This is a genomic window from Nonomuraea sp. NPDC000554 (genome assembly GCF_040300065.1).
In the GTDB taxonomy this organism is placed as follows: domain Bacteria; phylum Actinomycetota; class Actinomycetes; order Streptosporangiales; family Streptosporangiaceae; genus Nonomuraea.
In genome coordinates this window covers 370,407-391,614 of the sequence record NZ_JBEPDC010000001.1, presented here as the reverse complement: position 1 = coordinate 391,614, position 21,208 = coordinate 370,407, and the positions used below count along the sequence as shown (strand labels likewise).

Sequence of the window (21,208 nt, the reverse complement as noted above, 5' to 3'; positions counted from 1 at the left end):
CGCCGCAGGTGCACGATCGCGCCGCCCTCAAGGACGCGCTCGGGGTCTGGCGGGTCCCGGGCAACCCCGCCGCCGCCTGGTACGATCCGCCAGGTCGATCTTGTGTTGTGCCACTGCGTGAAAGGCCAACCCTGTGGGCGTCACCGCGACCTTCCGAAGCGTCACCGAACAGCAGATGGCCCGCGCGCGCCAGGACCCGTCGTACGCCGCGCACCTGCTGAACGAGCTCCCGGAGGGCGACGAGACCCCGCTCGACTCGAGCCTCAGCGTTCGGCGCACCACCTTTCACATCGAACGTTTCTCGCTCGACCTGTGGGAGAGCCTGGTCCGGGACGCGCCCGTCAACGTGTTCATGGGCGCGGACTACCTCGACCTGAACTGGGACTACGACGAAGGCGACGCCCTCGACGACGATGAGGACGACGACCGCAGCCAGGCCATGGAGCTCGATTCGGGCCTCATCGCCGAGCTGGCCGACTGGCTGAGCAGCGTACGGTTCGAGGACGTGTACGACGGGCCGGACGAACACGACTTCATCAAGGACGACTTCGAGGAGTTCCGCACGTTCGTCCTCGCGGTCGCCGAACGCGGCGAAGGCGGGCTCTTCCACGTCGCCTAGCCGGGCCGGGGGCGGCCCGCCCCGACGGGCAGGTCCCGTCGCCGCTGCCGCGTCGGGCCCGCGCACGGCTGCCGCGTCGGGCCCGCGCACCGCTGCCCGTCTGGGCCCGGCCGGTTCACCTGCTGACGGCGGGCTGCTCAGCGGGTGGGTGAGGTGAGCACGGAGCGGGCTGCTTGCAGGGAGTCGGCGATCGCGGCCGGGATGTCCACGACGGGGAAGATGACGTGCCGTATCGTCCGCAGGCGGTCGATCACGAGGATCACGCGTTTGAGGCGCAGCGCCTGGCCCGCCCGGAAGGTGGGCAGGCGGAGGGCCGCCGTCAGGTGCAGGTCCATGTCGGAGAGCAGCGGGAACGGGATGCCTTCCGCGGTGGCGAAGGCGGCCTGCTGGTCAGGGCGCTGGGTGCTGACGCCGCGGATGGCGATGCCGTCCGCGGCGAACTCCGGCTGCCGGTCCCTGAAGAGGCGGTTCTCCAGGGTGCATCCCGTGGCGCCGGGCACCTGCTCCCAGTCGGGTGGCAGCGAGGTGGCCATGCCGGTCGCCGGGTAGCCGAACAGCACGGTGACCGGGGCGTCCGCGACCACGTCGAGGAGCGGGCGCGCGTGCTCGTCGCCAGGCCGGGTGGTGGGGAGGCGCAGCGGGGGCGCGTGCTCGTCATCAGGCCGGGTGGTGGGGAGGCGCAGCGGCGCCGGGATTCGGGCGTCGAGCAGGGCGTGGACGCGGGCCGACTCAGCGCTGTGCGGGCCGGCGACCCCCGTGAGGGCGCCGTCGCCCAGGAGCCAGCGGTCCGCCCAGTCCTGCATGGTGATCAGCATGGGCGCCAGTGCCCAGCCCGCGTCCGTCAGGACGTACTCGTGCCGCACCGGCCCCGTCTGGTACGGCTCGCGGGACAGCACCCCGTGATCCACCAGATGCTTGAGCCGTTCTGTCAGGACTTTTCGGGAAATGCCCAGCTCGTTCAGGAGATCCTCGAAGCGCTGATGACCCCGTGCGACCTCCCGCACGATGAGCAGGCTCCACCAGTCGCCGACGACGGCGGCCGCCTGGGCGATCGAGCACTCGACGTCCTGTGAACGCAGTTCCCTGGCCATGACCCGACTTTACCCGCAAGTGAGTCTCTGATAGAAACTCAGTCAGTTCCCAAAGGAGACTTATGACAGTGGCGTGGGCGACCATGAGACGGTCGTGGCTGGTGACAAGGCGGGCGTACCCGTGGTCGTACTTCGTCGGCACCCTCTTACTGGGGGTCTTCACCGTCGGCCTGGCGTACCTGGGCCTGTGGGCGATCGCGGGCGGTGAGATCTCCGCGGAGTTCCGCGGCATGGCGGGCACGGGCGACTACCTCGGGTACATCGCCGTGGGCGCCGCCGCGTACATGTTCGTCGTGCACGGCGTCCTCTGGACGGGCAAGGCCGTGATCCAGGAGCAGCGCGAGGGCACGATGGGGGCGCTGGTGGTCGCCCCGGCGCGGCGTCTGCCGTACCTGCTGGGGTTCTCGGCGTTCGCCTTCACGGCCGTCGCGCTGGAGGTGGCCGTCCTGCTGGGGGTCGCCGCGCTGTTCGGGGTGCGGGTCGGGGTCACGGGCGCGGCCGACGCGGTGCTCGCCCTGGCGGGGCTGGCGCTGGCCGTGTTCGGGATGTCCGTCGTGCTCAGCAACGTGATGATCGTCGCGGGCGAGGCGCACATCACGCAGAACACCGTCTTCCACGCGATCGCCCTGCTGTCGGGGTTCGCGTTCCCGAGGGAGTACCTGCCGCAGGCGCTCCAGTGGCTCGGCGAGGTGGTCCCGGTGACGGCCGCGATGGACGTGATCCGCGGCGTCTTCACCGGCGGCGCCGGCCTCGACGCGGGACGCCTCGCCACCGCCGCGCTGGTCAGCGCCGGATACATCGTCGCCGGGCTCCTCACGATGCCGTGGGCGGAGCGCAGAGCCCTGGAAAGGAGTTACTGATGATCGAGACTGTGAACCTGCGCAAGCAGTTCGGCGCCAAGGTCGCCGTCGACGGGCTGAACCTGGCCATCCCGAACGGCCGGGTCACCGGGTTGCTCGGGCTGAACGGGGCGGGCAAGACCACCACCATCAAGATCCTCGCCACGCTGCTGCGCCAGACGTCCGGCAGTGTGAGCGTCGGCGGGCTCGACCCGATCAGGCAGCCGCACGCCGTGCGGAGGCGGATCAACCTGATCGCGGGCGGCGAGCGCATGGTCTACGCGCGGATGACCGGCCGTGAGAACCTCTGGTACTTCGGCCAGCTCTACGACATCCCCACCAAGGTGCTCAGGCCGCGGATCGCCGAGCTGCTCGACCTCGTCGGGCTGTCGGACGCCGCCGGCACGCGGGTCGAGCAGTACTCGCGAGGCATGACCCAGCGGCTGTCCATCGCCCGCGGGCTCGTCAACGACCCCGACTACCTCCTGCTCGACGAGCCCACACTCGGACTCGACGCGCCGATCGCCCGCGACCTGCGCCGGGTGGTGGCCGGGCTGGCCGAGCGCGGCAAGGGGGTGCTGCTCACCAGCCACTACCTGGCCGAGGTCGAGCAGCTCTGCGAGCACGTCTACGTGATCGGCGAGGGACGTCACCTCGCCGAGGGCACGCCCGCCGAGCTGATGGCGCAGACCGGCTGCTATCGCACGGTCCGGGTCACGGTCACCAACCTGTCGCCCGAGATCGAGTCCGCCGCCCTGGCCTTCGACCCCGGGGTGCGGCTGGCGCCGGGAGGGGTGGTCGAGCTCAGCCACCCCGACGACCTGGCGGGCGCGCTCACCACGACGATCATCGAGGCGGGCGGCGCGCTGGGCGGTCTGGAGATCGCCGAGCCCTCCCTAGAGGACGCGATCCTCGCGCTCAACGACCGCACCGCGCGTCCCGAAGCGGTGGTCGCGTGATCTGGACGAGCCGCCGCCGCGGAACCGGCACCCCGTGCACCGCGTGTGACCCCGCGCGGGCGGTCCTGTGCGCCGCGTGCGAGCCGTCGCCCAGCGCCCTGTGCCCGTGCCTGGTCATCCCCTGGCAGGTGGCCAGGTGAGGCACGCACTCAAGATCGTACGGGCGGAGGCGCTCAAGCAGCATCGCCAGATCTTCGGCAGCAAGCTGGTGGTCTTCTCGATGCTGCTCTGGCCGTTGGTGAAGCTGGCCGAGACCTACTACACGATCAGGCCGCTGGCCGAGACGCCTGGCATCGCCGGGCGCTGGCCGCTGGCCGCCGACCCGGAACGGCTGCTCGCCTTCCTCGCCACCGGGGCGCTCGGCTTCACGTTCTTCTTCTCTCTGGTGCAGTCGGCCTGGCACTTCACCTTCGAGCGCAGGACCGGCACCCTGGAGCTGCTGTTCCTGTCGCCCGCGAACCGGCTGGTCGTGGTCGTCGCCAACGGGTTCGGCGCGCTGGTGCAGAACGTGTGGCTGTTCGCCTGCTTCACGGTGGCGATGTTCACCGTGCTGGACGTGGCGCACGTGGCCCATCCGGGCATGTACGCGGTCGTGTTCCTGGCCCTGCTGGTGCCCGCGGTGGCGTGGGGGGCGTTTCTCAACAGCCTGCTGATGTTCTCCCGCGACGCCGCGTTCCTCTACACGGTGCTCGACGACCCGATGTGGTTCGCCAGCGGGGTCCGGCTGCCGCTGTTCGCGCTGCCCGGCTGGATCCGGGCGATCGGCGCGGTGCTGCCGCTTACGGGCAGTCTCGCGGTCGTGCGTGGTGCGCTGCTCGACGGGCAGGGCGTCGGGGATCTCGCCGGGGAACTGCTGGGGCTCGGCCTGCTGTCGGGGGTGCTGCTGCTGGCGGCGGTGGTTGCGCTCCGGGTCGGCGAGGCGCGGGCGCAGCGCACCGGCCAGCTCCGGCTGTTCTGAGCGGACGCCCCGGGGAGCGCCGGGTCCGACGGCTTCAGCGGTTGAGGAGCCGCCTGAGGACGCGTTCCAGGGTGGACGCCGGGTCCGGGTCCGGCCCCGAGGAGCGCCAGGCCACGTAGCCGTCGGGCCTGACCAGCACGGCGCCGCCCCCGCTCACGCCGTACCGGTCCTGCCAGCGGCCGTCCACGTCCTTCAGCTCGTCGTCCAGGAGAAGGCGGGTGAGCTGGATGCCGAGCCGGTCCCTGACCACGCGCCCCGCCTCCAGCCACGGCTGCCCGGCGGGCTGCTTGGCCATCAGGACGAAGCCGGAGCCGAACAGGTCGATGGTGGAGATGCGCTGACCGTCCCAGTCGAGGACGAGGTGCGGGGCGCGGCTGCCGGGGCGGCCGGTCGGCACGCGGGGGTTCTCGGTGATGGCGCCGTCGTCGCCGGGCTCGGCCAGGATGGCGGCGGAGTGGTAGCGGTAGCCGAGGATGACCTCCATCGGGTCCTCGAGCGGCTCCGGGTAGTCGGTGCGCATGGCCGGGGGCATGCGCACGCCGAGGTTGGCCAGCTGGCTGTCGGCGGTGAGCGCGCCGATCGGGCGGCGTTCGGCGTCGTAGCTGTCAAGGAAGTCCGGGCCCGCCTGGCCGGTGGTGACCAGCCAGAGGCGCCAGGCGAGGTCGCAGCCGTCCTGGAGCGCGGTGCTGCCGCCCTGGCCGCCGGTGGGGGGCATGGTGTGCGCCGCGTCCCCGGCGAGGAACACCCGGCCTTCCCGGTAGCGGTCGGCCAGGACGTGGGCCATGGCGAAGGTGGTCGTGTCGAGGATGCGCACGTCCAGGTCGGGGACGCCTACCGCGAGCCGCACCAGCTCGACGCAGCGCTCGGGGGTGAAGTCGTCGGCGCCCTGGCCGGGGGAGTAGTTGACGCCCACCACGTGCGCGCCGACGCCGGTGCCGGTGATGAACACGCCGGTGAAGACCTCGTTCTGCAGGTACCAGAGCGTCACCTCGCGCTCGCGGACCAGGTCGGTCAGGTCGGCGTCGAACATGATCGAGCACATCTGGCCCAGCTCGCCCTTGCCGGACGTCGGGATGCCCAGCCGGCTCCGCAGCGGGCTCCTGTAGCCGTCGGCCGCCACCACGTAGTCGGCGCGGACGGTGCTGTCGACGCCGTCCGAGCGGATCACCGCCGTCACGCCGTCGGCGTCCTGCTCCAGGGAGACCAGCTCGGTGGAGAAGCGCAGGTCGGCCCCGAACTCCTCGGCCTTGGCCCGGAGCACCCGCTCGACCTCGGCCTGCGGGGCGCCGATCCGCACGGCGGGGGTCGCGTCGGCCAGGAAGGCGAACGTCTCCGACTCGTCTTCTATGATCATGCGTGGGTTCGGGTCGGTGAGGCTTGAGGCTATGGCCATGCGCATGTTGTCGCCGATGCCCTGCCAGATCTTGCTCAGCTCCTGCTCGATGCCGTGGGCCGGCCGGAGCATCTCCACGGCTCTGGGCCCCACGCCGAACGCTTTGGGCTGGATCGAAGTGCTCGCATGCTTCTCAACCAGCATGACCGGGACCTCGCGCCAGGCGAGCAGCGCCGCGGCGCTCAGGCCCGCGTAGCCGCCGCCGACGATGAGGACGGGTACTCGCTCGTGCTCCATGTCCACCTCCGGAACGCGTAATATCGCGTCAATGTCGAACGACACGATATGTCGCGTCTCTGAGGCGAGTCAAGACATATCTCGATACTAGGGATCTGGCCAGGAACGCGGTCGAGATTCGCTCCTCTGCGTGGCGCCCTTCCGCTACCTCCTGTGCGATGTAACGTTCCACACCCGCCGACCCGCTGCGGCTGGCTTCCCGTAGACCGGGCGATACACCGTTGACCTGCCACGATCAACGGCCCGATGAAGCCGGCCCGGAGTCCCGAGCGGATTTCGGGCGGCTACGGTCGTGCGGCGGCGCGCTGGCCGTAGATGTGGACGGTCTGTCCGCGATAGTCGGTGTCGCGCAGATAGCGGTGCCCGATGCGTTCGGCGACGGAAATGGAGCGGACGTTGCCGAGGCGGATGAGGGAGATCACCTCCTGCGCCTCCAGTGCGCCGAAGCAGTAGTCGAGGGCGGCGCGGGCGGCCTCCGTGGCGTAGCCCTTGCCCCAGTGCTCGCGGGCCAGGCACCAGCCGACCCCCAGCCCGGGGAAGCCGTGCGGTCGCCAAGGCCCGGCGCGGCCGACGAACCGGCCCGTGGCCTTCTCGACGAGCGCCCAATGCGAGTAGCCGCGGATCTCCCTGTGCCCGATGAACGTGGCGAGGCTCCTCCAGGCGTCGCTCGGCGAGGTCCCCACGCTCTCCGCCAGCCCGCCCGCGACCTCGGGATCGGCGAGCATCTCGGCGTAGTCGTCGAAGTCGTCGCCGGTCAGGGGTCGCATGACGAGTCGTTCCGTTTCGATCACGGTCATGACAAGGAGTATCTGCCACCAGCGACCATGGGCGGGTGCGGTGCACACGGTTGAACGCCAGGGCGTTCACAGCAAGGATGGGGGCCCATGATCCGATTGCCCACGCTGTCCGCCACGGAAGTCCTCTCCGATCGACTCCTGCTGCGCAAAGCGCACGATGCTGACCGCGAAGGACTCATCGAGCTCTTCACCGATCCCGAGGTCCGGGCATACCTCGGCGGTCCGCGGCCCCGGAGCGACGTCGAGCAGTACCTCGATGCCGTCGGCACCGCCAACGCGACGTCCACGCCCGGCAGCTATGTCATCGCCGACAACACGACGAACCGGCTCCTCGGAACCTTGATGCTCGACCGTCGGTCCGCGGAGCGGCCCGGGCACGTCACCGAGGACGGCGAGGAACTGGAACTGTCCTATGTGCTGCGGCGCAGTGCGTGGGGCGCCGGGCTCGCGTTCGAGGCCGCGACGGTCGCGCTGCGCGCCGCCGCTGACGAGCTCCCCGACCAGCCGGTCTTGGTGGTGACCCAGACCGCGAACGAGCGCTCTCTGAAACTCGCCGCCCGCCTCGGCTTCCGCCACGAGAGCACCTTCGAGGAGTTCGGCGCGGAGCAGACCCTCGGCACCGCTCGCCTGTCCTCGTTCAAAGCCTGACATCGGCACACACAGCAGGCGTCGCGCGCGTGGTTGTGACAGACGTCACGCCCGGGCGGTCAGGGGAGGTGGCGTTCCAGGGACTCGAGCTTGCTCGTCATCCCGTCCGTGACCCCCTGGCGGAGGTCGGCCTTGAGGACGAGGCTCACCCGAGGAGCCACCTCCGCCACCGCGTCGACCGCCTGCTTGATGACGCCCATGACCTCGTCCCAGTCACCCTCGACGGTGGTGAACATGGCGTCGGTCCGGTTGGGGAGCCCGCTGTCGCGGACGACCTTGACGGCCCGCGCCACGGGCTCGGAGACGCCTTCGCCTACGCCGAGCGGGGTGATGGAGAAGGCGACGATCACGAGATGCCTCCCGGAGGGATGACGGCTGGGCCGGGTCCGAGCTTAGCGGAGGGCACGCCGATGGCCACGACGCGCGGCGGCGCCGTGGCCATCGGCGGCAAAGTCAGTGGGCGTGCGCTTCTTCGTCGTCTTCCTCGCTGGGCCCCTCGGACGGTTCCACGCCCAGCATGGCCTCACGAGGCTCGATCTCGTCGATGTGGTCGACGAGCGCGAGCACGTGGTCGGGCTCGATCAGCCACTGCAGCGCGGACGCGCCGGTCTCGTCGGAGGAGACGAGGTCGGCCTGCTCGGCCCGCTCCTCGTCGCTCAGATCGGCCTCGGGGTGCCGGATCTCGGCCAGCGCCGCTGCCTGCAGCGCGTCGACGTCGAGCACTTCGACGGTCAGTTCGACGGTGAGGCGCAGGAAGCTTGGTTTATCGCTCATGGGAGGAGATGCTACGGGAGCTTCCACTCCACAGGGGTTGCGCCTTGCTGGACGAGGAGCTGATTTGCCCGGCTGAAGGGCTGGGAGCCGAAGAATCCGCTTCGTGCCGACAGCGGCGACGGGTGGGCCGACTCGATGCGCGGCACGCTGCCGAGCATGGGGGCGAGGTTGCGGGCGTCGCGGCCCCACAGGATGGCGACCAGCGGCTTGCCGCGGTCGACGAGGGCGCGGATGGCCTGCTCGGTGACCTCTTCCCAGCCCTTGCCGCGGTGCGAGGCGGGCTTGCCCGGCATGACGGTGAGCACCCTGTTGAGGAGCAGGACTCCCTGCTCGGCCCAGGGGGTCAGGTCGCCGTTGGACGGGCGGGGGAGCCCGAGGTCGCTCTCCATCTCCTTGTAGATGTTGAGCAGGCTGCCCGGCAGCGGCCGCACGTCGGCGGCGACCGAGAACGACAGCCCGATCGGGTGGCCGGGAGTGGGGTACGGGTCCTGGCCCACGATCAGCACCTTCACCTCGTCGAAGGGCTGGTTGAACGCGCGCAGGACGTTCGCGCCCGTGGGGAGGTACTGCCTGCCTTCGGCGATTTCCGTGCGCAGGAACTCGCCCATGTGGGAGATCCGCTCGGAGACGGGCTCGAGCGCACGGGCCCATCCGGCTTCAACGACTTCGTGTAGTGGACGTCCGGCCATGGCCGTTGAGCCTATCCAGGTCTGGTACGGCCCGTGCCCGAAACCGGGGTACAGGCCGTACCAGAATGATCACAAGTGCGGTTACTTGACCGAGCCGGCCATCATGCCCTGGACGAAGTACCGCTGGAAGGCGAAGAAGAGGATCAGCGGGATGATCAGCGACAGGAAGGCTCCCGACGAGAGGATGTCCACGTTGGACCCGAACTGCCGCATCTGAGACTGCAGGGCCTTGGTCATCGGCTGGTTGTCGGTGTTGGCGAAGACCAGCGCGATGAGCATGTCGTTCCACACCCACAGGAACTGGAAGATGCCGAGCGACGCGATCGCCGGCTTGCCCAGCGGGAACACCACCGACGCGAAGATCTTCCACTCGGGCGCGCCGTCCATGCGGGCCGCCTCCAGCAGCGAGGACGGGATGCCGACGAAGAAGTTCCTGAGCAGGAAGATCGCGAAAGGCAGTCCGAACGCCACGTGGAACAGGACCACGCCGGGGATCGAGCCGAAGATCCCTACGTTGCCGTAGAAGACGGCGACGGGGATCAGCGCGATCTGGATCGGCACGATCAACAGCCCGACGACGATGAGGAAGAGCAGGTCGCGGCCGGGGAACTCCATCCAGGCGAAGGCGTAGGCGGCCATCGCGGCGATGCCGATCACCAGGATCGTGGTCGGCACCGTGATCAGCACGGTGTTCCAGAAGGACGCGGTGAAGCCGCTGGCCAGCAGGTCGCGGTAGTTCTTGATGGTCAGCTCGGCCGGCTTGGTGAAGACCGTCCACCAGCCTTCGGCGTTGTTGACCTCCACCGTGCGCAGCGAGACGACCAGCAGGCCGAGCGTCGGCACCAGCCAGAACAGGCCCAGCACGACCATCACCACCTGGACGGCGCCGCCTCCGAGGCGGTCGACGATCCGGCCGAGCACGCCCCTGCGCGGCGCCCCTGTATGCCGGGCCACGTGCGCCTCGGCCGTTGCGGTGGTCATGTGTTCTCCCTTCTGAACCTGCGGATGTTCATGATCATGAAGGGAAGGACCAGGACGAGCAGGAAGATCGCGAGCGCGCTGCCCAGCCCCTGGTTGTTCCCGCCGCCGAACGACACCCGCCACATCTCCAGCGCGATCACGTTCGACTGCGGCTGGACGGACGGCGGCGCGATGATGAACACCAGGTCGAACACCTTCAGCGTATTGATGATCATCGTCACGAAGACGACGAGCAGCACCGGCGACAGCAGCGGCACGGTGATCCGGCGGAACACCTGCCACTCGGTGGCGCCGTCGATGCGGGCGGCCTCCAGCGCGTCACGTGGGATGGCCGCGAGGCCCGCCGCGATCAGCACCATCGCGAAACCGGCCCACACCCAGACGAACGCGCCGATGATCGCCGGGGTGATGAGGGTCGGGCCGAGCCAGGTCAGGCCGCGGTAGGACGCCTCGAAGTTCGACTGCGGGAGCCGTACCACGTAGGAGCCCGCGGGCAGTCCCTCGAAGCGGAACGAGCCGTCGTCGGCGGTGGTGGCGGTGCCGGCGACCTGGCCGTCCTTGACCGCTTCCACGGTCATCCCCGGCAGGCCCTTCTCCTTGGGGTCGACGGCGCCGTTCTTGCCGCCGCCTCCCGGCGTGAAGTCGAACCAGACCGTCCCCGACAGCCCGCCGCCGCCCGGCGGGGACTTGGCGGGTTGCGCGTTGCCCGGCATGATCTCCTGCTTGATCCCGACGATCGGGATCAGCACCGGCTGGCCCGCCTGGACGGGCTGCTTGGTGACGACGGCGCCCTTGTCGGCCACGACCGACGACTGGTCGCCCTCGCGTGGGCGCGCCTCCGGGTAGCCCTGGGACGAGGAGAACGTGTCGTGCACGGTGGTCAGGACGGCGTTCGCCACGCCCTTGCCGGGGTCCTCGTCGTAGACGAGACGGAAGATCACGCCGGCGGCCATCAGCGAGACCGCCATCGGCATGAACACGATCAGCTTGAACGCGGTCGACCACCTGAGGCGCTCGGTCAGCACCGCGAAGATCAGCCCCAGCGTGGTGACCACGATCGGCGCGACGACCACCCAGATGAGGTTGTTCCGGACCGTGGTCAGCATGCCGCGGTCGGTGAAGATCGTGGTGTAGTTGCCCAGCCCGACGAATCCGCTGCCCGACGCGTCGAACAGGCTGCGGAAGACGGAGTAGACGATCGGGTAGACCACCCAGACGCCCAGCAGCAGGGCAGCTGGGAGGAGGAAGGCGATGGCGACCGCCGGGGAGGGGCCGAGGCGTCGTCGAGTGCGGGGGGTTTCAGCCGGTCCGGTGGGGGACCCGCCCGAAGGCGGGTCCTGCGGGCCGTCCAACCGTTCGGTCACGGCCTTACCTCTTACTTCCAGGCCTTCTTGGCCTCGTCCTCGAGCTTGGTCTGGGCGCCCTTGATGTCACTGGGGTTGCGCAGGAAGTCCTGCAGCACCTTCCACTCGCCCTTGCCGTCGGTGCCGCCGAAGGCGCTCGGCGCGAGGTCGGACATGTCGTACCGGACGGAGTCGCCGGCCGAGATGATGGTCTGGCCGAGCTGCTTGGTCAGCGGGTCCGGGTAGTTGTCGGGGGAGACGTTCTTGTTGGGCGAGAGGTAGCCGGGCAGCTTCGCCCAGATCGACCCGCCCTCGGTGGAGGCGAGGAACTGCAGCAGGGCCATGGCGCCGGGGGAGTCCTTCATCGCGACCCCGACGTCGCCGCCGAGGATGACCGGCGCGGTGTCGCCCACCTTCGGGAACGGGAAGACCTTGGCCTCCTCGCCCACCTTCGCGCCGGACTGGGTGGCCTCCGTGGCCACGAAGTCGGCCTCGATCACCATGGCCGCCTTCTTCGTGCTGTAGACCTTGGTGACGCAGGTGGGGAAGTCGGTCTGCAGCGCGCCCGAGGTGCCGTCGAGCACGAACTCCTTCTTGCCGACGATCTGCTGGATCTTCTCCAGCGCGGTGGCCACCGATGGGTCTGTCCACGGGATCTCGTGCTTGGAGAGCTTGTCGTAGTTCTCCGGGCCCGCCGTGGACAGGTAGACGTTCTCGAACAGGTCGGTCAGGGTCCAGCCGTGCGCGCCGCAGAGCGAGAAGGGCGCGGTTCCGGAGTCGGCGATGGTCTGCGCGGCCTTGATCAGCTCGTCCCAGTTCGTGGGCGGCTGCACCGCGGCCTCGTCGAACGCCGACGAGCGGTACCAGACCAGCGACTTGTGCGCGGCCTTGACCAGCACGCCGTACACCTTGCCGTCGGCGGAGCCCAGCTCCTTCCAGTACGGCGTGTAGTTGGCGTCGATCTCCTTGATCACGGCGTCGGTCAGCGGCTTGAGCGCGTTCTGCTTGGCGTACTGCTGCACCAGGCCCGGCTGCGGCAGGATGGCCACGTCGGGCGGGTTCTTGCCCTGGATGCGCGGGCCGAGGTAGGCGCCGGTGTCCTCGCCGGTGGACGCGTAGGTGACCTGCGCGCCGGTCTTCTCGGTGAACTTCTTGAGCACCTCCTCGAAGTTCTTCTGCTCCTTGCCCGTCCACTTCGCGGCGACCTCGAGCTTGACGCCCTGGAGCGGCTTGGCGGCGCCGGCCGGTGCCGACGCCGAGCCGGACGCGGTCGGCTCCGTCGTCGTCGGCGCGTTGCCGCAGGCCGCGGCCGCTACCGCGAGCCCGGCCAGGATCGCTGCTGCTCTGGCATTTCGCATGGCTTGCCTCACTGGGTTCTGATGATCTCTTCGAGTTCTGACTTCATGGAGGCCGCGACGTCGTCGGCGGACTCGGCGAAGGGCGGGCTGAGCCCCTTGGCGACCGAACTGGCGATCACCAGGCTGAGCTGGTTGTAGTTGGCGCTCACCGGCCGGGCCTTGGCGGCGAGGATGCTCTCCTTGAGCACCGGCAGGTAGGGGAAGCGCCTGATCAGCTCGGGGTCGTCGTAGAGCTCGGTCCACACGGGCGGGAACGAGCCTTCTGTGAGCACCCGACGCTCGTTGTCGAGGCCGGTGAAGTAGCGGATGAACTCCTGTGCGGTGTGCTGGCGCCTGGAGTAGGCGCTGATGGCCAGGTTGACGCCGCCGAGTGAGCTGGACCCGGGGCCGTCCAGGCCGGGGAGCCTGGTGACCGCGAACCTGTCGCCGAGCTTGGCCTTGGCGGGGCCGTACGCGTGCGGCCAGTTACGGGCGAAGGCGAGGTGGCCCTCCTGGAAGGCCAGGCGGGACTCCTCCTCCTTGTAGCTCAGCGACTCCTTGGGGATCCAGCCCTCGCGCAGGGCCTGGGTGAGGAAGTTCAGGGCGGTTCTGGCCTTGGCGAGGTCGAGGGTCACCTTGGTGCCGTCGGGGCTGACGATCTGCCCGCCGGCCGACTGGACGGCCTCGGAGAAGTTGACGGTCAGCCCCTCGTACGCGAGGAACTGCCCGGCATAACCTCCGATATCATGCTTTTTCGTTACTTCTAGTGCTTTTTCGCGAAGTTCCGCCCAGGTGCGGGGCGGCTTCTTGATCAGATCGGTTCGGTAGTAGAGCAGGCCGGCGTTGCTGGTGTACGGCACCGCCCAGAGCTTGTCCTTGTAGACCGCCGTGTCCACGACGGGCGGCAGGAACCTGTCGAGCGGGAAGAGCCCGCGCTCCAGGGGGATGATCCAGCCGTTCTCCGCGAACTCGGCGGTCCATACGACGTCGAGCCCCAGCACGTCGTACCGGGTGCTCTGGGCCTGGAGGTTGGCCGCCATCTGCGCGCGCTGCTCGTCGGCGGCCTCGGGCAGTTCGAGGAGCGTCACCTTCTCGGCCGGGTGGGCCTGGTTCCAGCGGTCCAGCAAGGGCTGCAGGTACGCCGTGGTGTCGCGTCCGGTGGCGAAGGTGATCGGGCCGGTGCCGGTGCTCCCGGTCTCGCCTCCGTCCTCGTCGCTCGCCGTTCCGCATCCGGCCGCCAGGAGGACGGCCAGCATGAGGGGAAACGAGCGTCTCACCCTGTTACCTCCATGGTGAGGATGGTTTACATACGTGTTAGGTAGATGCATTCATGTTATGCACAGAGGTAATCTGGAGGTCAACGGATAACCATGTAACGCCTACGTAACACAGCGGGGAGGTGAGGCGTGCGGCTTCACCTGCTGGCGCTCCTGGCCAAGGAGCCCGCCCACGGGTACGAGCTCAAGCAGGCGCTCGAACAGACCTTCGGCAGCGCCTACCCGTCTCCCAACATCGGCCAGATCTATGTGACGCTCGGCAGGCTCGAGAAGGACGGCCTCGTCCGGGCCGTGGACGTGGAGCAGAGCAACCGTCCGAACAAGAAGGTCTACTACCTCACCGCCAAGGGCCGCGAGCTGCTCACGATCTGGGTCGACGAGCCCACCGAGGGCCCGCGCGTGCGCGACGAGTTCTTCATGAAGCTCGTCCTGGCGCCCCTCACCGGCATCGCCGACCGCATGGCCCTCATCAACCGGCAGCGGCGGCACTACCTCTCGCTCATGGGCGACCTCAACGACCTGCTCGCCCGCACCGACCCCGACAACCGGGTGGCCACCCTCCTCATCGAGGGCGCCATGCTGCACCTGCAGGCGGACCTCGACTGGCTGGAACGCTGTCAGGAGGACCTCGCGTGACGAGCCCCGTGATCAAGACGGTCAACCTGGTGAAGATCTACTCGGGCGGCGCGGTGCCCGTCCCCGCCGTGCGCGGCGTGGACCTCCAGGTCGAGCCGGGCGAGTTCGTCGCGGTCATGGGGCCGTCCGGGTCGGGCAAGTCCACGCTCGTGCACATGCTCGGCGGGCTCGACGCCCGCACCAGCGGCGAGATCTGGCTCGACGGCAAGCGTGTCGACACGCTCTCCGAGAGCGCCTGGGCGCTGCTGCGGCGCAAGAAGATCGGGTTCGTCTTCCAGTTCTTCAACCTGGTCGCCAACATGACCGTCGCCGACAACGTGGAACTGCCCGCGCTGCTGGCCGGCGCGTCCCCGAAGGACGCCCGCGAGCGCAGGGAGCACCTGCTCGGCGCGCTCAACCTCACCGAGCGCGCCGACGCCGCGCCCGCCCAGTTGTCCGGCGGGGAGCAGCAGCGCGTCGCGCTGGCCAGGGCGCTGGCCAACCAGCCGAGCGTGCTGCTCGCCGACGAGCCGACGGGCAACCTCGACAGCCGCAACACCCGCGACGTGCTGCGGCTGCTCGGCGAGGTGCACAAGGAAGGCCAGACGATCATCATGGTCACCCACGACGCCCGCGTGGCCGGCCTCGCCGACCGCCTGGTCTCGCTGTTCGACGGCGAGATCGTCGACGACGGCCGGATCGCCCGCAGGCGCACCGGCACCGCCGGACAGGTGATCGACCTCCGATGAGCAGCACCCCATGAGCACAGCACGGGCGGGCAGCCGGTGGATCAGGGCCGACCTGCGCGCCAGGAAGGGCCAGGCCGCGCTGACCGTGCTGGTCGTGGCCGGGATCGTGGCCGCCCTGATCACCGCCGTCACCCTGCTGGAGGACGGCACCAACCCGTGGCGCAGCCTGTTCGCGCAGACCGACGGCGCGCACGTCTGGCTCTACACCCGCGACAGCCCGCAGGCCCGCTTCCACGACATCGACGGCGTCACCCAGACGGCCGGCCCCTACCGGTCGGCGCCCGTCACCGTGGTGCAGGACGGCAAGAAGGACCCCGCCGCGCTGCGCGCCATGCCGGAAACGCAGCCGCAGGTGGCGCACCCGGTGGTGGTCGAGGGGCAGTGGCTGGACCGGTCACAGCCCGACGGCGTGGTGGTCGAGCACTCCTTCGCCCGCGCGCTGCGGCTCAGGCCCGGCGCCCCCTTCACGGTCATCGCGCTCAGCGGCGAGCGCCACACGCTGTACGTGCGCGGCATCGCCGACTCCGCGGAACAGGGCTTCTACCCGGAGTGGACTCCCGGCCTGGCCTGGGTGCTGCCCGCCACGCTGGACCAGGTCGAGCCCATGCTCGGCCGCAGCGAATGGGTGACCGGGCTGCGCCTGGCCGACCCCGACGCGACCCAGGTCGTCTCGCAGCGGGTGGTCGTCATGCTGGAGGACCAGCTCCAGCGGGTCTACAACTGGCGCGAGGTGCGGGCCGCGATGGAGCTCGACAACCGGCTGCTCGGCACGCTGCTGGCGCTGTTCGGCGTGGTCGGCCTGGTGGCCGCGGCGCTCGCGCTGGCCAACGCGGCCGGTGGCCGGGTGCTCGGCCAGCTGCGCGACCTGGCCACGCTCAAGGCCATGGGCTTCACCAGGGGGCAGGTGGCGCTGTTGCTGCTGGTCGAGCACGGAGCCCTGGGCCTGCTCGGCATCGGCGTCGGCACGCTGATCGGGTGGGGCGCGACGGTGGCCGTGCTCGGCGCCACCTCGGTCGCGCCGATGCCCGTGCTCGCCCTCGTCGCGGGCACGGCGCTGGTGGTGCTCGCCGCCGTGGGGCTGCCCGCGTGGCGCGGCGGGCGCACCCCGCCCATCCCGGACGCGCCCGCCGCCCCGCCGCGCGGCCACCTGTCACGGCTGGCCAGGCTGGCCCTGCTGGTCCGGCTGCCGCCCGCGCTCATCCTCGGCACCCGAGACGCCTTCACCCGGCGGGTGCCCGCGTTCCTGACCGCGTTCGGCCTGGCCGTCCCGATGATGATGATCACGATCGGGCTCGGCGTGTGGGCCACGCTCGACAACTTCCTCAGCCACCCCGAGCAGGTGGGCCAGCACGCTGGCCTGTACGTCAGGCCGGGCAAGCTCGAGCCGGCCGATGCCCAGAGCATCGCGGAACACGACAAGGACGTCCGCACCGTCTATCCGGGCACCGAGGTGAACGCGCTGGCGCCGGGAGAGGCGCGCTCGGTCAGGGTGCGGGCCATCGGCAGCTCGACGGAGCCGTACCCGTACCCGGTGGTCGAGGGGCGCGCGTACGGCGATCAGGGCGAGGCCGTCGCCGGCCAGGGGCTGCTCGACCTGCTGGGCGTGAAGATCGGCGACCGGGTGCGGCTGACCGTGGGCGGCACGCCGCTGATCGTCCGGGTGGTGGGCCGGACCGTGGAGCCCGACTCCGACGGCGAGGTGCTCTCGGTCGGGCTCGACAGCCTGGCGGCCAAGGACTCCGTGCCACCCGAGTTCTACGCGCTGGCGCTGCGGCCCGGCGCGGACCCGGCCGAGGTGCGTGCGAGGCTGCTGGCCGCGTCCGGGGAGAGCCTGGACGTGCAGCGGGCGGTCAACCCCGCCGACCGGCTGTCGATCATCCGGGTGGTGATCGTGGCGCTGATCGCCGTCCTGACGTTGATCGGCCTGGCGAACCTGCTCACCGCCAGCGCGCTCGGGCTGCGTGACCACGCCTTCGACCTGGCCGTGCTGAAGGCGATGGGGCTGACACCCCGGCAGGTCATGGCCACGCTCGTGACGGGCACCGGGCTGCTCGTCGTGCTCGGCGTCGTGGCGGGCACCGCCGCCGGGGCCTCGGTCGTGACCGGGCTGATCGACCTGCAGGGGCACACGAGCGGGGTGGGGGCGGGCATCGGCCGCCCGCCCTCGGTGCTGACCCTGGTGGTCGCGGTGCTGATCGCCGTGGGCACGGCCCTCGCGGTGGCGCTCATCCCGGCCCGCCGCGCGGCCCGTGCCCAGGTTCCCGTCGCCTCGCGCTAGCTCAAAGCTAGGGCTTGAGCGCGAACCAGTAGAAGCCGTGGCCCGGCAGCGTCAGCAGGTACGGCAGTTCGCCGATCTGCGGGAAGTGCACTCCGCCGCGCGCCTCGACGGGCGTCATCCCCTCGAAGCGCCGCAGGTCCAGCTCGACCGGCTGCGGGTACTTCGACAGGTTGTTCACGCACAGCATGATGTCGTCGCGGTCCTCGCGCACGAACGTGAGCACGGACGGGTTCGACGACCACATTTCGGTGTACGCGCCGATGCCGAAGACCGGGTGGTTGCGGCGGATCTCCAGCATGCGGCGGGTGAAGTGGAGCAGCGAGCCCTCGTTCTTCTGCTGCGCCTCCACGTTGACCGCCTGGTAGCCGTAGATCGGGTCCATGACCACGGGCAGGTACAGCCGCCCGGGGTCGGCGGCGGAGAAGCCGGCGTTGCGGTCGGGGCTCCACTGCATCGGCGTCCGGACGGAGTCGCGGTCTTCGAGCCAGATGTTGTCGCCCATGCCGATCTCGTCGCCGTAGTACATGATCGGCGAACCCGGCAGGCTCAGCAGGAGGGCCGTGAACAGCTCGATCCGGTCCCGGTCGTTGTCGAGCAGCGGCGCGAGCCTGCGGCGGATGCCCAGGTAGGCGCGCATGCGCGGGTCCTTGGCGTACTCCTTGTGCATGTAGTCGCGTTCCTCCTCCGTCACCGTCTCGAGCGTGAGCTCGTCGTGGTTGCGGAGGAAGATGCCCCACTGGGCCGTCTCGGGCAGCTTGGGAGTGCGCGACATGATCTCGGAGATCGGCTCGCGGGTCTCCTTCTTGACCGACATGTAGATGCGCGGCATCAGCGGGAAGTGGAAGGCCATGTGGCATTCGTCACCGCCGGCCGTGGGGTCGCCGAAGTACTCGACGACGTCCTCGGGCCAGCCGTTCGCCTCGGCGAGCAGCACCCGGTCGGGGTAGAGGCGGTCGACCTCGGCGCGGATCTTCTTCAGGTACGCGTGCGTCTCCGGCAGCCCCGAGCACGCGGTGCCCTCGCGCTCGAACAGGTACGGCACGGCGTCCAGGCGGAAGCCGTCGATGCCCAGGTCCAGCCAGAAGCGCAGGACCTCCAGCATGGCTTCCTGCACGGCCGGGTTGTCGTAGTTCAGGTCCGGCTGGTGGTGGAAGAAGCGGTGCCAGTAGTACTGCTTGCGCACCGGGTCGTAGGTCCAGTTGGACTCCTCGGCGCCGATGAAGATGATCGGCGCGTCGGGGAACCCGGTCGGCTCGTCGGCCCACACGTAGAAGTCGCCGTACGGCCCCTCGGGGTCGTGGCGGGACGCCTGGAACCAGGGATGACGGTCGCTTGTGTGGTTCATTACCAGGTCGGTGATGATCCGCAGCCCGCGCTCGTGAGCCTTCTCGATCAGCTGAACAAAATCCCCAAGATCCCCGAAGTCAGGCAGGATCTTCATGTAGTCGGAGATGTCGTAGCCGCCGTCGCGCAGCGGTGACTCGTACAGTGGGAGCAGCCACAGGCAGTCGACACCCAGCCACTCCAGGTACCCGAGCTTCTCGATGAGACCGCGCAGGTCGCCGGTGCCGTCGCCGTTGGAGTCCTTGAACCCCCGGACGAGTACCTCGTAGAACACCGCCCGCTTGTACCAGGAGGGATCCTCGGAGACGAACGCCTCCGAGATCGGCTCCGGTGTTGGGGATGTGTTGATCATATGTCGCTCACAGGAAGAGATGTGGGCAGGACGAAGTCACCGGTTACCCCGGCGTTTATCTGGTGACCGCGCCGCCTGGAGTCGTCATCCCTGCGAACTCCATGCCCTTGACGGACCGGATTTGTGATCCGGTGCCCGCTTGTGCGGCGCTTACGGGCCGAACACTACCAGCCCGTTGGCTTTCCGGAACCCGCTATTGCTGTGGGACCTTTAATACCCACGAGATCGCGGTGTAATCGTCCTGTTACCCACGGTTCACCTAGAACGGCGGCGTCACGTCTACCAGGTCGTTTTCCATGTCATTCAACCAGAGCCCGAACAGCACCAGCCCGCGCACCCAGAACCGGTCGTTCCACCCATTGAAACGCGTCAACGCGTCGGGTCCACCGGAGATCACTTCGCACAACTCGTCCGACAGCAGCCCGGGAACCCGCGAGGCGAGCGTCTCCAGCAACTGGTGCGAGTACTGACGCGCCGGAGCGGCCGTGGAGCGCAGCGGCACCCGCTGGAGCGGCTGCTTCACCACGTTCGTGGACGGCAGCGCCGCCACCCGCGGGTTGGCCGCGTGCAGCAGCTCGCGGTAGAAGCGGCCCTTGTCCTTGCGGGCCACGCCCACCGACAGGGCCGCGTCGAAGAACTCCGGATGGATGAACGGCGCCGCGAACGACGCCTCCGGGCCCACCAGGTTGACCGCGGAGCGGGCGATGCCGCGCACGGTGCGGGTGTGCAGGACCGACAGCGGCAGCTCGGCCCGGTGGCCGTGCAGCATCGAGGTCGCGGCGGTGAACTGCTCCCTGACCGCCTCCTCCATCCACACCAGCGCCCGCGGTGACAGGAACGGCTGCGACGGCGTGCCCAGCGACAGCGAGTTCAGGATCGCCGCCGACCGCTCCGCCTGCGAGGTGGCCTCCAGCGCGGCCCCGCTGACCATGAAGTTCTTCAGCAGCGGCCCGCCCGCCAGCCCGTCGACCAGGACCCGCCCGGCCCCGTGCACCTCCTTGGCGAACGGCGCGTACCAGGCGTGGTGCGGCGTCAGATACTCCAGCCTGCGCGCCACCTCCCGGGCGTCGGCCGGGTAGTCGGCGGGGTCCTGGGTGATGACGCGGTGCGGGATGCCCAGCTCGCGGGTGATCGCCCTGGCGAACGCGATGTCGGTGTCGGTGCCGTCGTCGGGGCTGGTCGTCCAGGACTCCACGTCCGCGCCGCGGGCCATGGCCACGCTGGCCAGCAGCCGCGAGTCGTACCCGCCGCTGACCGGCACCAGCAGCCTGCGCCCGTCGTACTCCTTGTAGACCTCGTGCAGGATCTCCAGGATCTCGTTCGCGCTGGTCCACGCCTCGTACGGCTCGCTGCGCAGCCAGCGCGGCAGCCTGCGCTCGGTCGACAGGGCCTCCTCGAAGACCAGCGCGCTCGACCCGGGCAGCCGCTTGACCTGCTGGTACGGCGTGGCGTCGCCGAGCGGGAAGGTCACCTGGAGGATGGACGCCCAGGCCGACCAGTCGAGCTCGATCGGCACCAGCGACAGCAGCGGCTTGATCAGCGAGGAGAAGTAGACCGCCTCGCCCAGCCGCACGTAGTAGACGTCGACCAGGCCGAGCGCGCCCGCGTGCAGCGTGACCCGCCTGCCGTCGCCGATCAGCCCGGGAGTCTCGTACGTCTCGGCGATCGTCATCCACTCGCTGGGGCCCGACGGGCGACGCTCGCCCCAGGAGAACGCGAACGTGCCCTCGCCTCGGTGGTACGGCGGCAGGGGAGCCGTGCTGAAGAGAGCGGCCTCGGCGGTCTGCAACGCGGGACGCACCCTCGGGCCCGATCCCGCCAGTTTGCCGAGCATGACGGGGTCGATCCGGCCGAGAGCGCCGCAGACATAGGGCCGCACATTGAACTGCACCGGATCTCATCCCTTCGAGACGCTTCCCGCAAAAGAG

21 protein-coding genes are annotated in these 21,208 nt (G+C 69.7%); 9 read left to right on the top strand and 12 right to left on the bottom strand.

Annotated features, from left to right (window positions below):
• Window positions 1-133 precede the first annotated feature (133 nt).
• Window positions 134-619, top strand: coding sequence for a hypothetical protein (locus tag ABT294_RS02055; protein WP_350802879.1), 486 nt, complete (start codon window positions 134-136; stop codon window positions 617-619).
• 137 nt (window positions 620-756) lie between these two features.
• On the opposite strand, the gene ABT294_RS02050 is transcribed toward ABT294_RS02055, so the two are convergent.
• Window positions 757-1,710, bottom strand: coding sequence for a winged helix-turn-helix transcriptional regulator (locus ABT294_RS02050; RefSeq protein ID WP_350802877.1), 954 nt, complete (start codon window positions 1,708-1,710; stop codon window positions 757-759).
• A gap of 62 nt (window positions 1,711-1,772) precedes the next feature.
• Here ABT294_RS02050 and ABT294_RS02045 point away from each other — a divergent pair, with 62 nt between their 5' ends.
• Genes ABT294_RS02045 through ABT294_RS02030 form a run of 4 tightly spaced genes read left to right on the top strand, consistent with a single transcriptional unit; the run spans window position 1,773 to window position 4,466 of the window.
• Complete coding sequence (locus ABT294_RS02045; RefSeq protein ID WP_350802876.1) at window positions 1,773-2,570, top strand: ABC transporter permease; 798 nt, start codon at window positions 1,773-1,775, stop codon at window positions 2,568-2,570.
• Complete coding sequence (locus ABT294_RS02040; RefSeq protein ID WP_350802875.1) at window positions 2,570-3,508, top strand: ABC transporter ATP-binding protein; 939 nt, start codon at window positions 2,570-2,572, stop codon at window positions 3,506-3,508. Before ABT294_RS02045 ends, ABT294_RS02040 begins: the two co-directional genes overlap by 1 nt.
• The gene (locus ABT294_RS02035) at window positions 3,505-3,648 is read left to right on the top strand and encodes a hypothetical protein (protein WP_350802873.1); all 144 of its coding nucleotides are present in this window, start codon (window positions 3,505-3,507) and stop codon (window positions 3,646-3,648) included. The genes ABT294_RS02040 and ABT294_RS02035 overlap by 4 nt, the downstream gene beginning before the upstream one ends.
• Window positions 3,645-4,466: an ABC transporter permease gene (locus ABT294_RS02030; RefSeq protein ID WP_350802872.1), complete on the top strand. Its 822-nt coding sequence runs from the start codon at window positions 3,645-3,647 to the stop codon at window positions 4,464-4,466. Before ABT294_RS02035 ends, ABT294_RS02030 begins: the two co-directional genes overlap by 4 nt.
• Before the next feature lie 34 nt (window positions 4,467-4,500).
• Here ABT294_RS02030 and ABT294_RS02025 read toward each other — a convergent pair whose 3' ends face one another.
• The gene (locus tag ABT294_RS02025) at window positions 4,501-6,141 is read right to left on the bottom strand and encodes an FAD-dependent monooxygenase (protein WP_350802871.1); all 1,641 of its coding nucleotides are present in this window, start codon (window positions 6,139-6,141) and stop codon (window positions 4,501-4,503) included.
• 239 nt (window positions 6,142-6,380) lie between these two features.
• Entirely contained in the window at window positions 6,381-6,893 is a 513-nt protein-coding gene (locus ABT294_RS02020; protein WP_350802870.1) for a GNAT family N-acetyltransferase, read from the bottom strand.
• A 96-nt stretch (window positions 6,894-6,989) separates the two neighbouring features.
• On the opposite strand from ABT294_RS02020, the gene ABT294_RS02015 reads away from it, so the two are divergent.
• Window positions 6,990-7,541: a GNAT family N-acetyltransferase gene (locus ABT294_RS02015; RefSeq protein ID WP_350802868.1), complete on the top strand. Its 552-nt coding sequence runs from the start codon at window positions 6,990-6,992 to the stop codon at window positions 7,539-7,541.
• A gap of 59 nt (window positions 7,542-7,600) precedes the next feature.
• On the opposite strand, the gene ABT294_RS02010 is transcribed toward ABT294_RS02015, so the two are convergent.
• The 7 genes from ABT294_RS02010 to ABT294_RS01980 form a co-directional block, all read right to left on the bottom strand.
• Complete coding sequence (locus ABT294_RS02010; RefSeq protein ID WP_350802867.1) at window positions 7,601-7,891, bottom strand: MTH1187 family thiamine-binding protein; 291 nt, start codon at window positions 7,889-7,891, stop codon at window positions 7,601-7,603.
• A 103-nt stretch (window positions 7,892-7,994) separates the two neighbouring features.
• Window positions 7,995-8,315, bottom strand: coding sequence for a hypothetical protein (locus ABT294_RS02005; protein WP_350802866.1), 321 nt, complete (start codon window positions 8,313-8,315; stop codon window positions 7,995-7,997).
• 11 nt (window positions 8,316-8,326) lie between these two features.
• Complete coding sequence (locus ABT294_RS02000; RefSeq protein ID WP_350802865.1) at window positions 8,327-9,004, bottom strand: uracil-DNA glycosylase; 678 nt, start codon at window positions 9,002-9,004, stop codon at window positions 8,327-8,329.
• Window positions 9,005-9,085: 81 nt separating this feature from the next.
• Complete coding sequence (locus ABT294_RS01995; RefSeq protein ID WP_350802863.1) at window positions 9,086-9,985, bottom strand: carbohydrate ABC transporter permease; 900 nt, start codon at window positions 9,983-9,985, stop codon at window positions 9,086-9,088.
• Window positions 9,982-11,349, bottom strand: a complete 1,368-nt coding sequence (locus tag ABT294_RS01990; RefSeq protein ID WP_350802861.1) for an ABC transporter permease — start codon at window positions 11,347-11,349, stop codon at window positions 9,982-9,984. The genes ABT294_RS01995 and ABT294_RS01990 overlap by 4 nt, the downstream gene beginning before the upstream one ends.
• 11 nt (window positions 11,350-11,360) lie before the next feature.
• A complete protein-coding gene (locus ABT294_RS01985; protein WP_350802859.1) occupies window positions 11,361-12,686 on the bottom strand; it encodes an ABC transporter substrate-binding protein in 1,326 nt (441 codons plus the stop codon).
• Between the two features lie 8 nt (window positions 12,687-12,694).
• Entirely contained in the window at window positions 12,695-13,942 is a 1,248-nt protein-coding gene (locus ABT294_RS01980) for an ABC transporter substrate-binding protein (protein WP_350802857.1), read from the bottom strand.
• A gap of 129 nt (window positions 13,943-14,071) precedes the next feature.
• Here ABT294_RS01980 and ABT294_RS01975 point away from each other — a divergent pair, with 129 nt between their 5' ends.
• From ABT294_RS01975 to ABT294_RS01965, 3 genes are read left to right on the top strand one after another with little or no spacing between them, the layout of a single operon-like run.
• Entirely contained in the window at window positions 14,072-14,578 is a 507-nt protein-coding gene (locus tag ABT294_RS01975) for a PadR family transcriptional regulator (protein WP_350802855.1), read from the top strand.
• Complete coding sequence (locus ABT294_RS01970) at window positions 14,575-15,306, top strand: ABC transporter ATP-binding protein (RefSeq protein WP_350802854.1); 732 nt, start codon at window positions 14,575-14,577, stop codon at window positions 15,304-15,306. The genes ABT294_RS01975 and ABT294_RS01970 overlap by 4 nt, the downstream gene beginning before the upstream one ends.
• A gap of 10 nt (window positions 15,307-15,316) precedes the next feature.
• Entirely contained in the window at window positions 15,317-17,584 is a 2,268-nt protein-coding gene (locus tag ABT294_RS01965; RefSeq protein ID WP_350802853.1) for an ABC transporter permease, read from the top strand.
• Between the two features lie 7 nt (window positions 17,585-17,591).
• Here ABT294_RS01965 and treS read toward each other — a convergent pair whose 3' ends face one another.
• Together treS and ABT294_RS01955 are read right to left on the bottom strand one after the other, a co-directional pair.
• The gene (treS, locus tag ABT294_RS01960; protein ID WP_350802851.1) at window positions 17,592-19,280 is read right to left on the bottom strand and encodes a maltose alpha-D-glucosyltransferase; all 1,689 of its coding nucleotides are present in this window, start codon (window positions 19,278-19,280) and stop codon (window positions 17,592-17,594) included.
• A 259-nt stretch (window positions 19,281-19,539) separates the two neighbouring features.
• A complete protein-coding gene (locus tag ABT294_RS01955) occupies window positions 19,540-21,171 on the bottom strand; it encodes an asparagine synthetase B family protein (RefSeq protein ID WP_350802850.1) in 1,632 nt (543 codons plus the stop codon).
• Between the last annotated feature and the right edge of the window lie 37 nt (window positions 21,172-21,208).

Excerpts from the sequence above, each read along its gene's own strand:
- ABT294_RS02050 (WP_350802877.1), bottom strand. The coding sequence starts at position 1,710 with ATGGCCAGGGAACTGCGTTCACAGGACGTCGAGTGCTCGATCGCCCAG.
- ABT294_RS02045 (WP_350802876.1), top strand. The coding sequence starts at position 1,773 with ATGACAGTGGCGTGGGCGACCATGAGACGGTCGTGGCTGGTGACAAGG.
- ABT294_RS02040 (WP_350802875.1), top strand. The coding sequence starts at position 2,570 with ATGATCGAGACTGTGAACCTGCGCAAGCAGTTCGGCGCCAAGGTCGCC.
- ABT294_RS02020 (WP_350802870.1), bottom strand. The coding sequence starts at position 6,893 with ATGACCGTGATCGAAACGGAACGACTCGTCATGCGACCCCTGACCGGC.
- ABT294_RS02005 (WP_350802866.1), bottom strand. The coding sequence starts at position 8,315 with ATGAGCGATAAACCAAGCTTCCTGCGCCTCACCGTCGAACTGACCGTC.
- ABT294_RS02000 (WP_350802865.1), bottom strand. The coding sequence starts at position 9,004 with ATGGCCGGACGTCCACTACACGAAGTCGTTGAAGCCGGATGGGCCCGT.
- ABT294_RS01995 (WP_350802863.1), bottom strand. The coding sequence starts at position 9,985 with ATGACCACCGCAACGGCCGAGGCGCACGTGGCCCGGCATACAGGGGCG.
- ABT294_RS01985 (WP_350802859.1), bottom strand. The coding sequence starts at position 12,686 with ATGCGAAATGCCAGAGCAGCAGCGATCCTGGCCGGGCTCGCGGTAGCG.
- ABT294_RS01965 (WP_350802853.1), top strand. The coding sequence starts at position 15,317 with ATGAGCACAGCACGGGCGGGCAGCCGGTGGATCAGGGCCGACCTGCGC.
- treS (WP_350802851.1), bottom strand. The coding sequence starts at position 19,280 with ATGATCAACACATCCCCAACACCGGAGCCGATCTCGGAGGCGTTCGTC.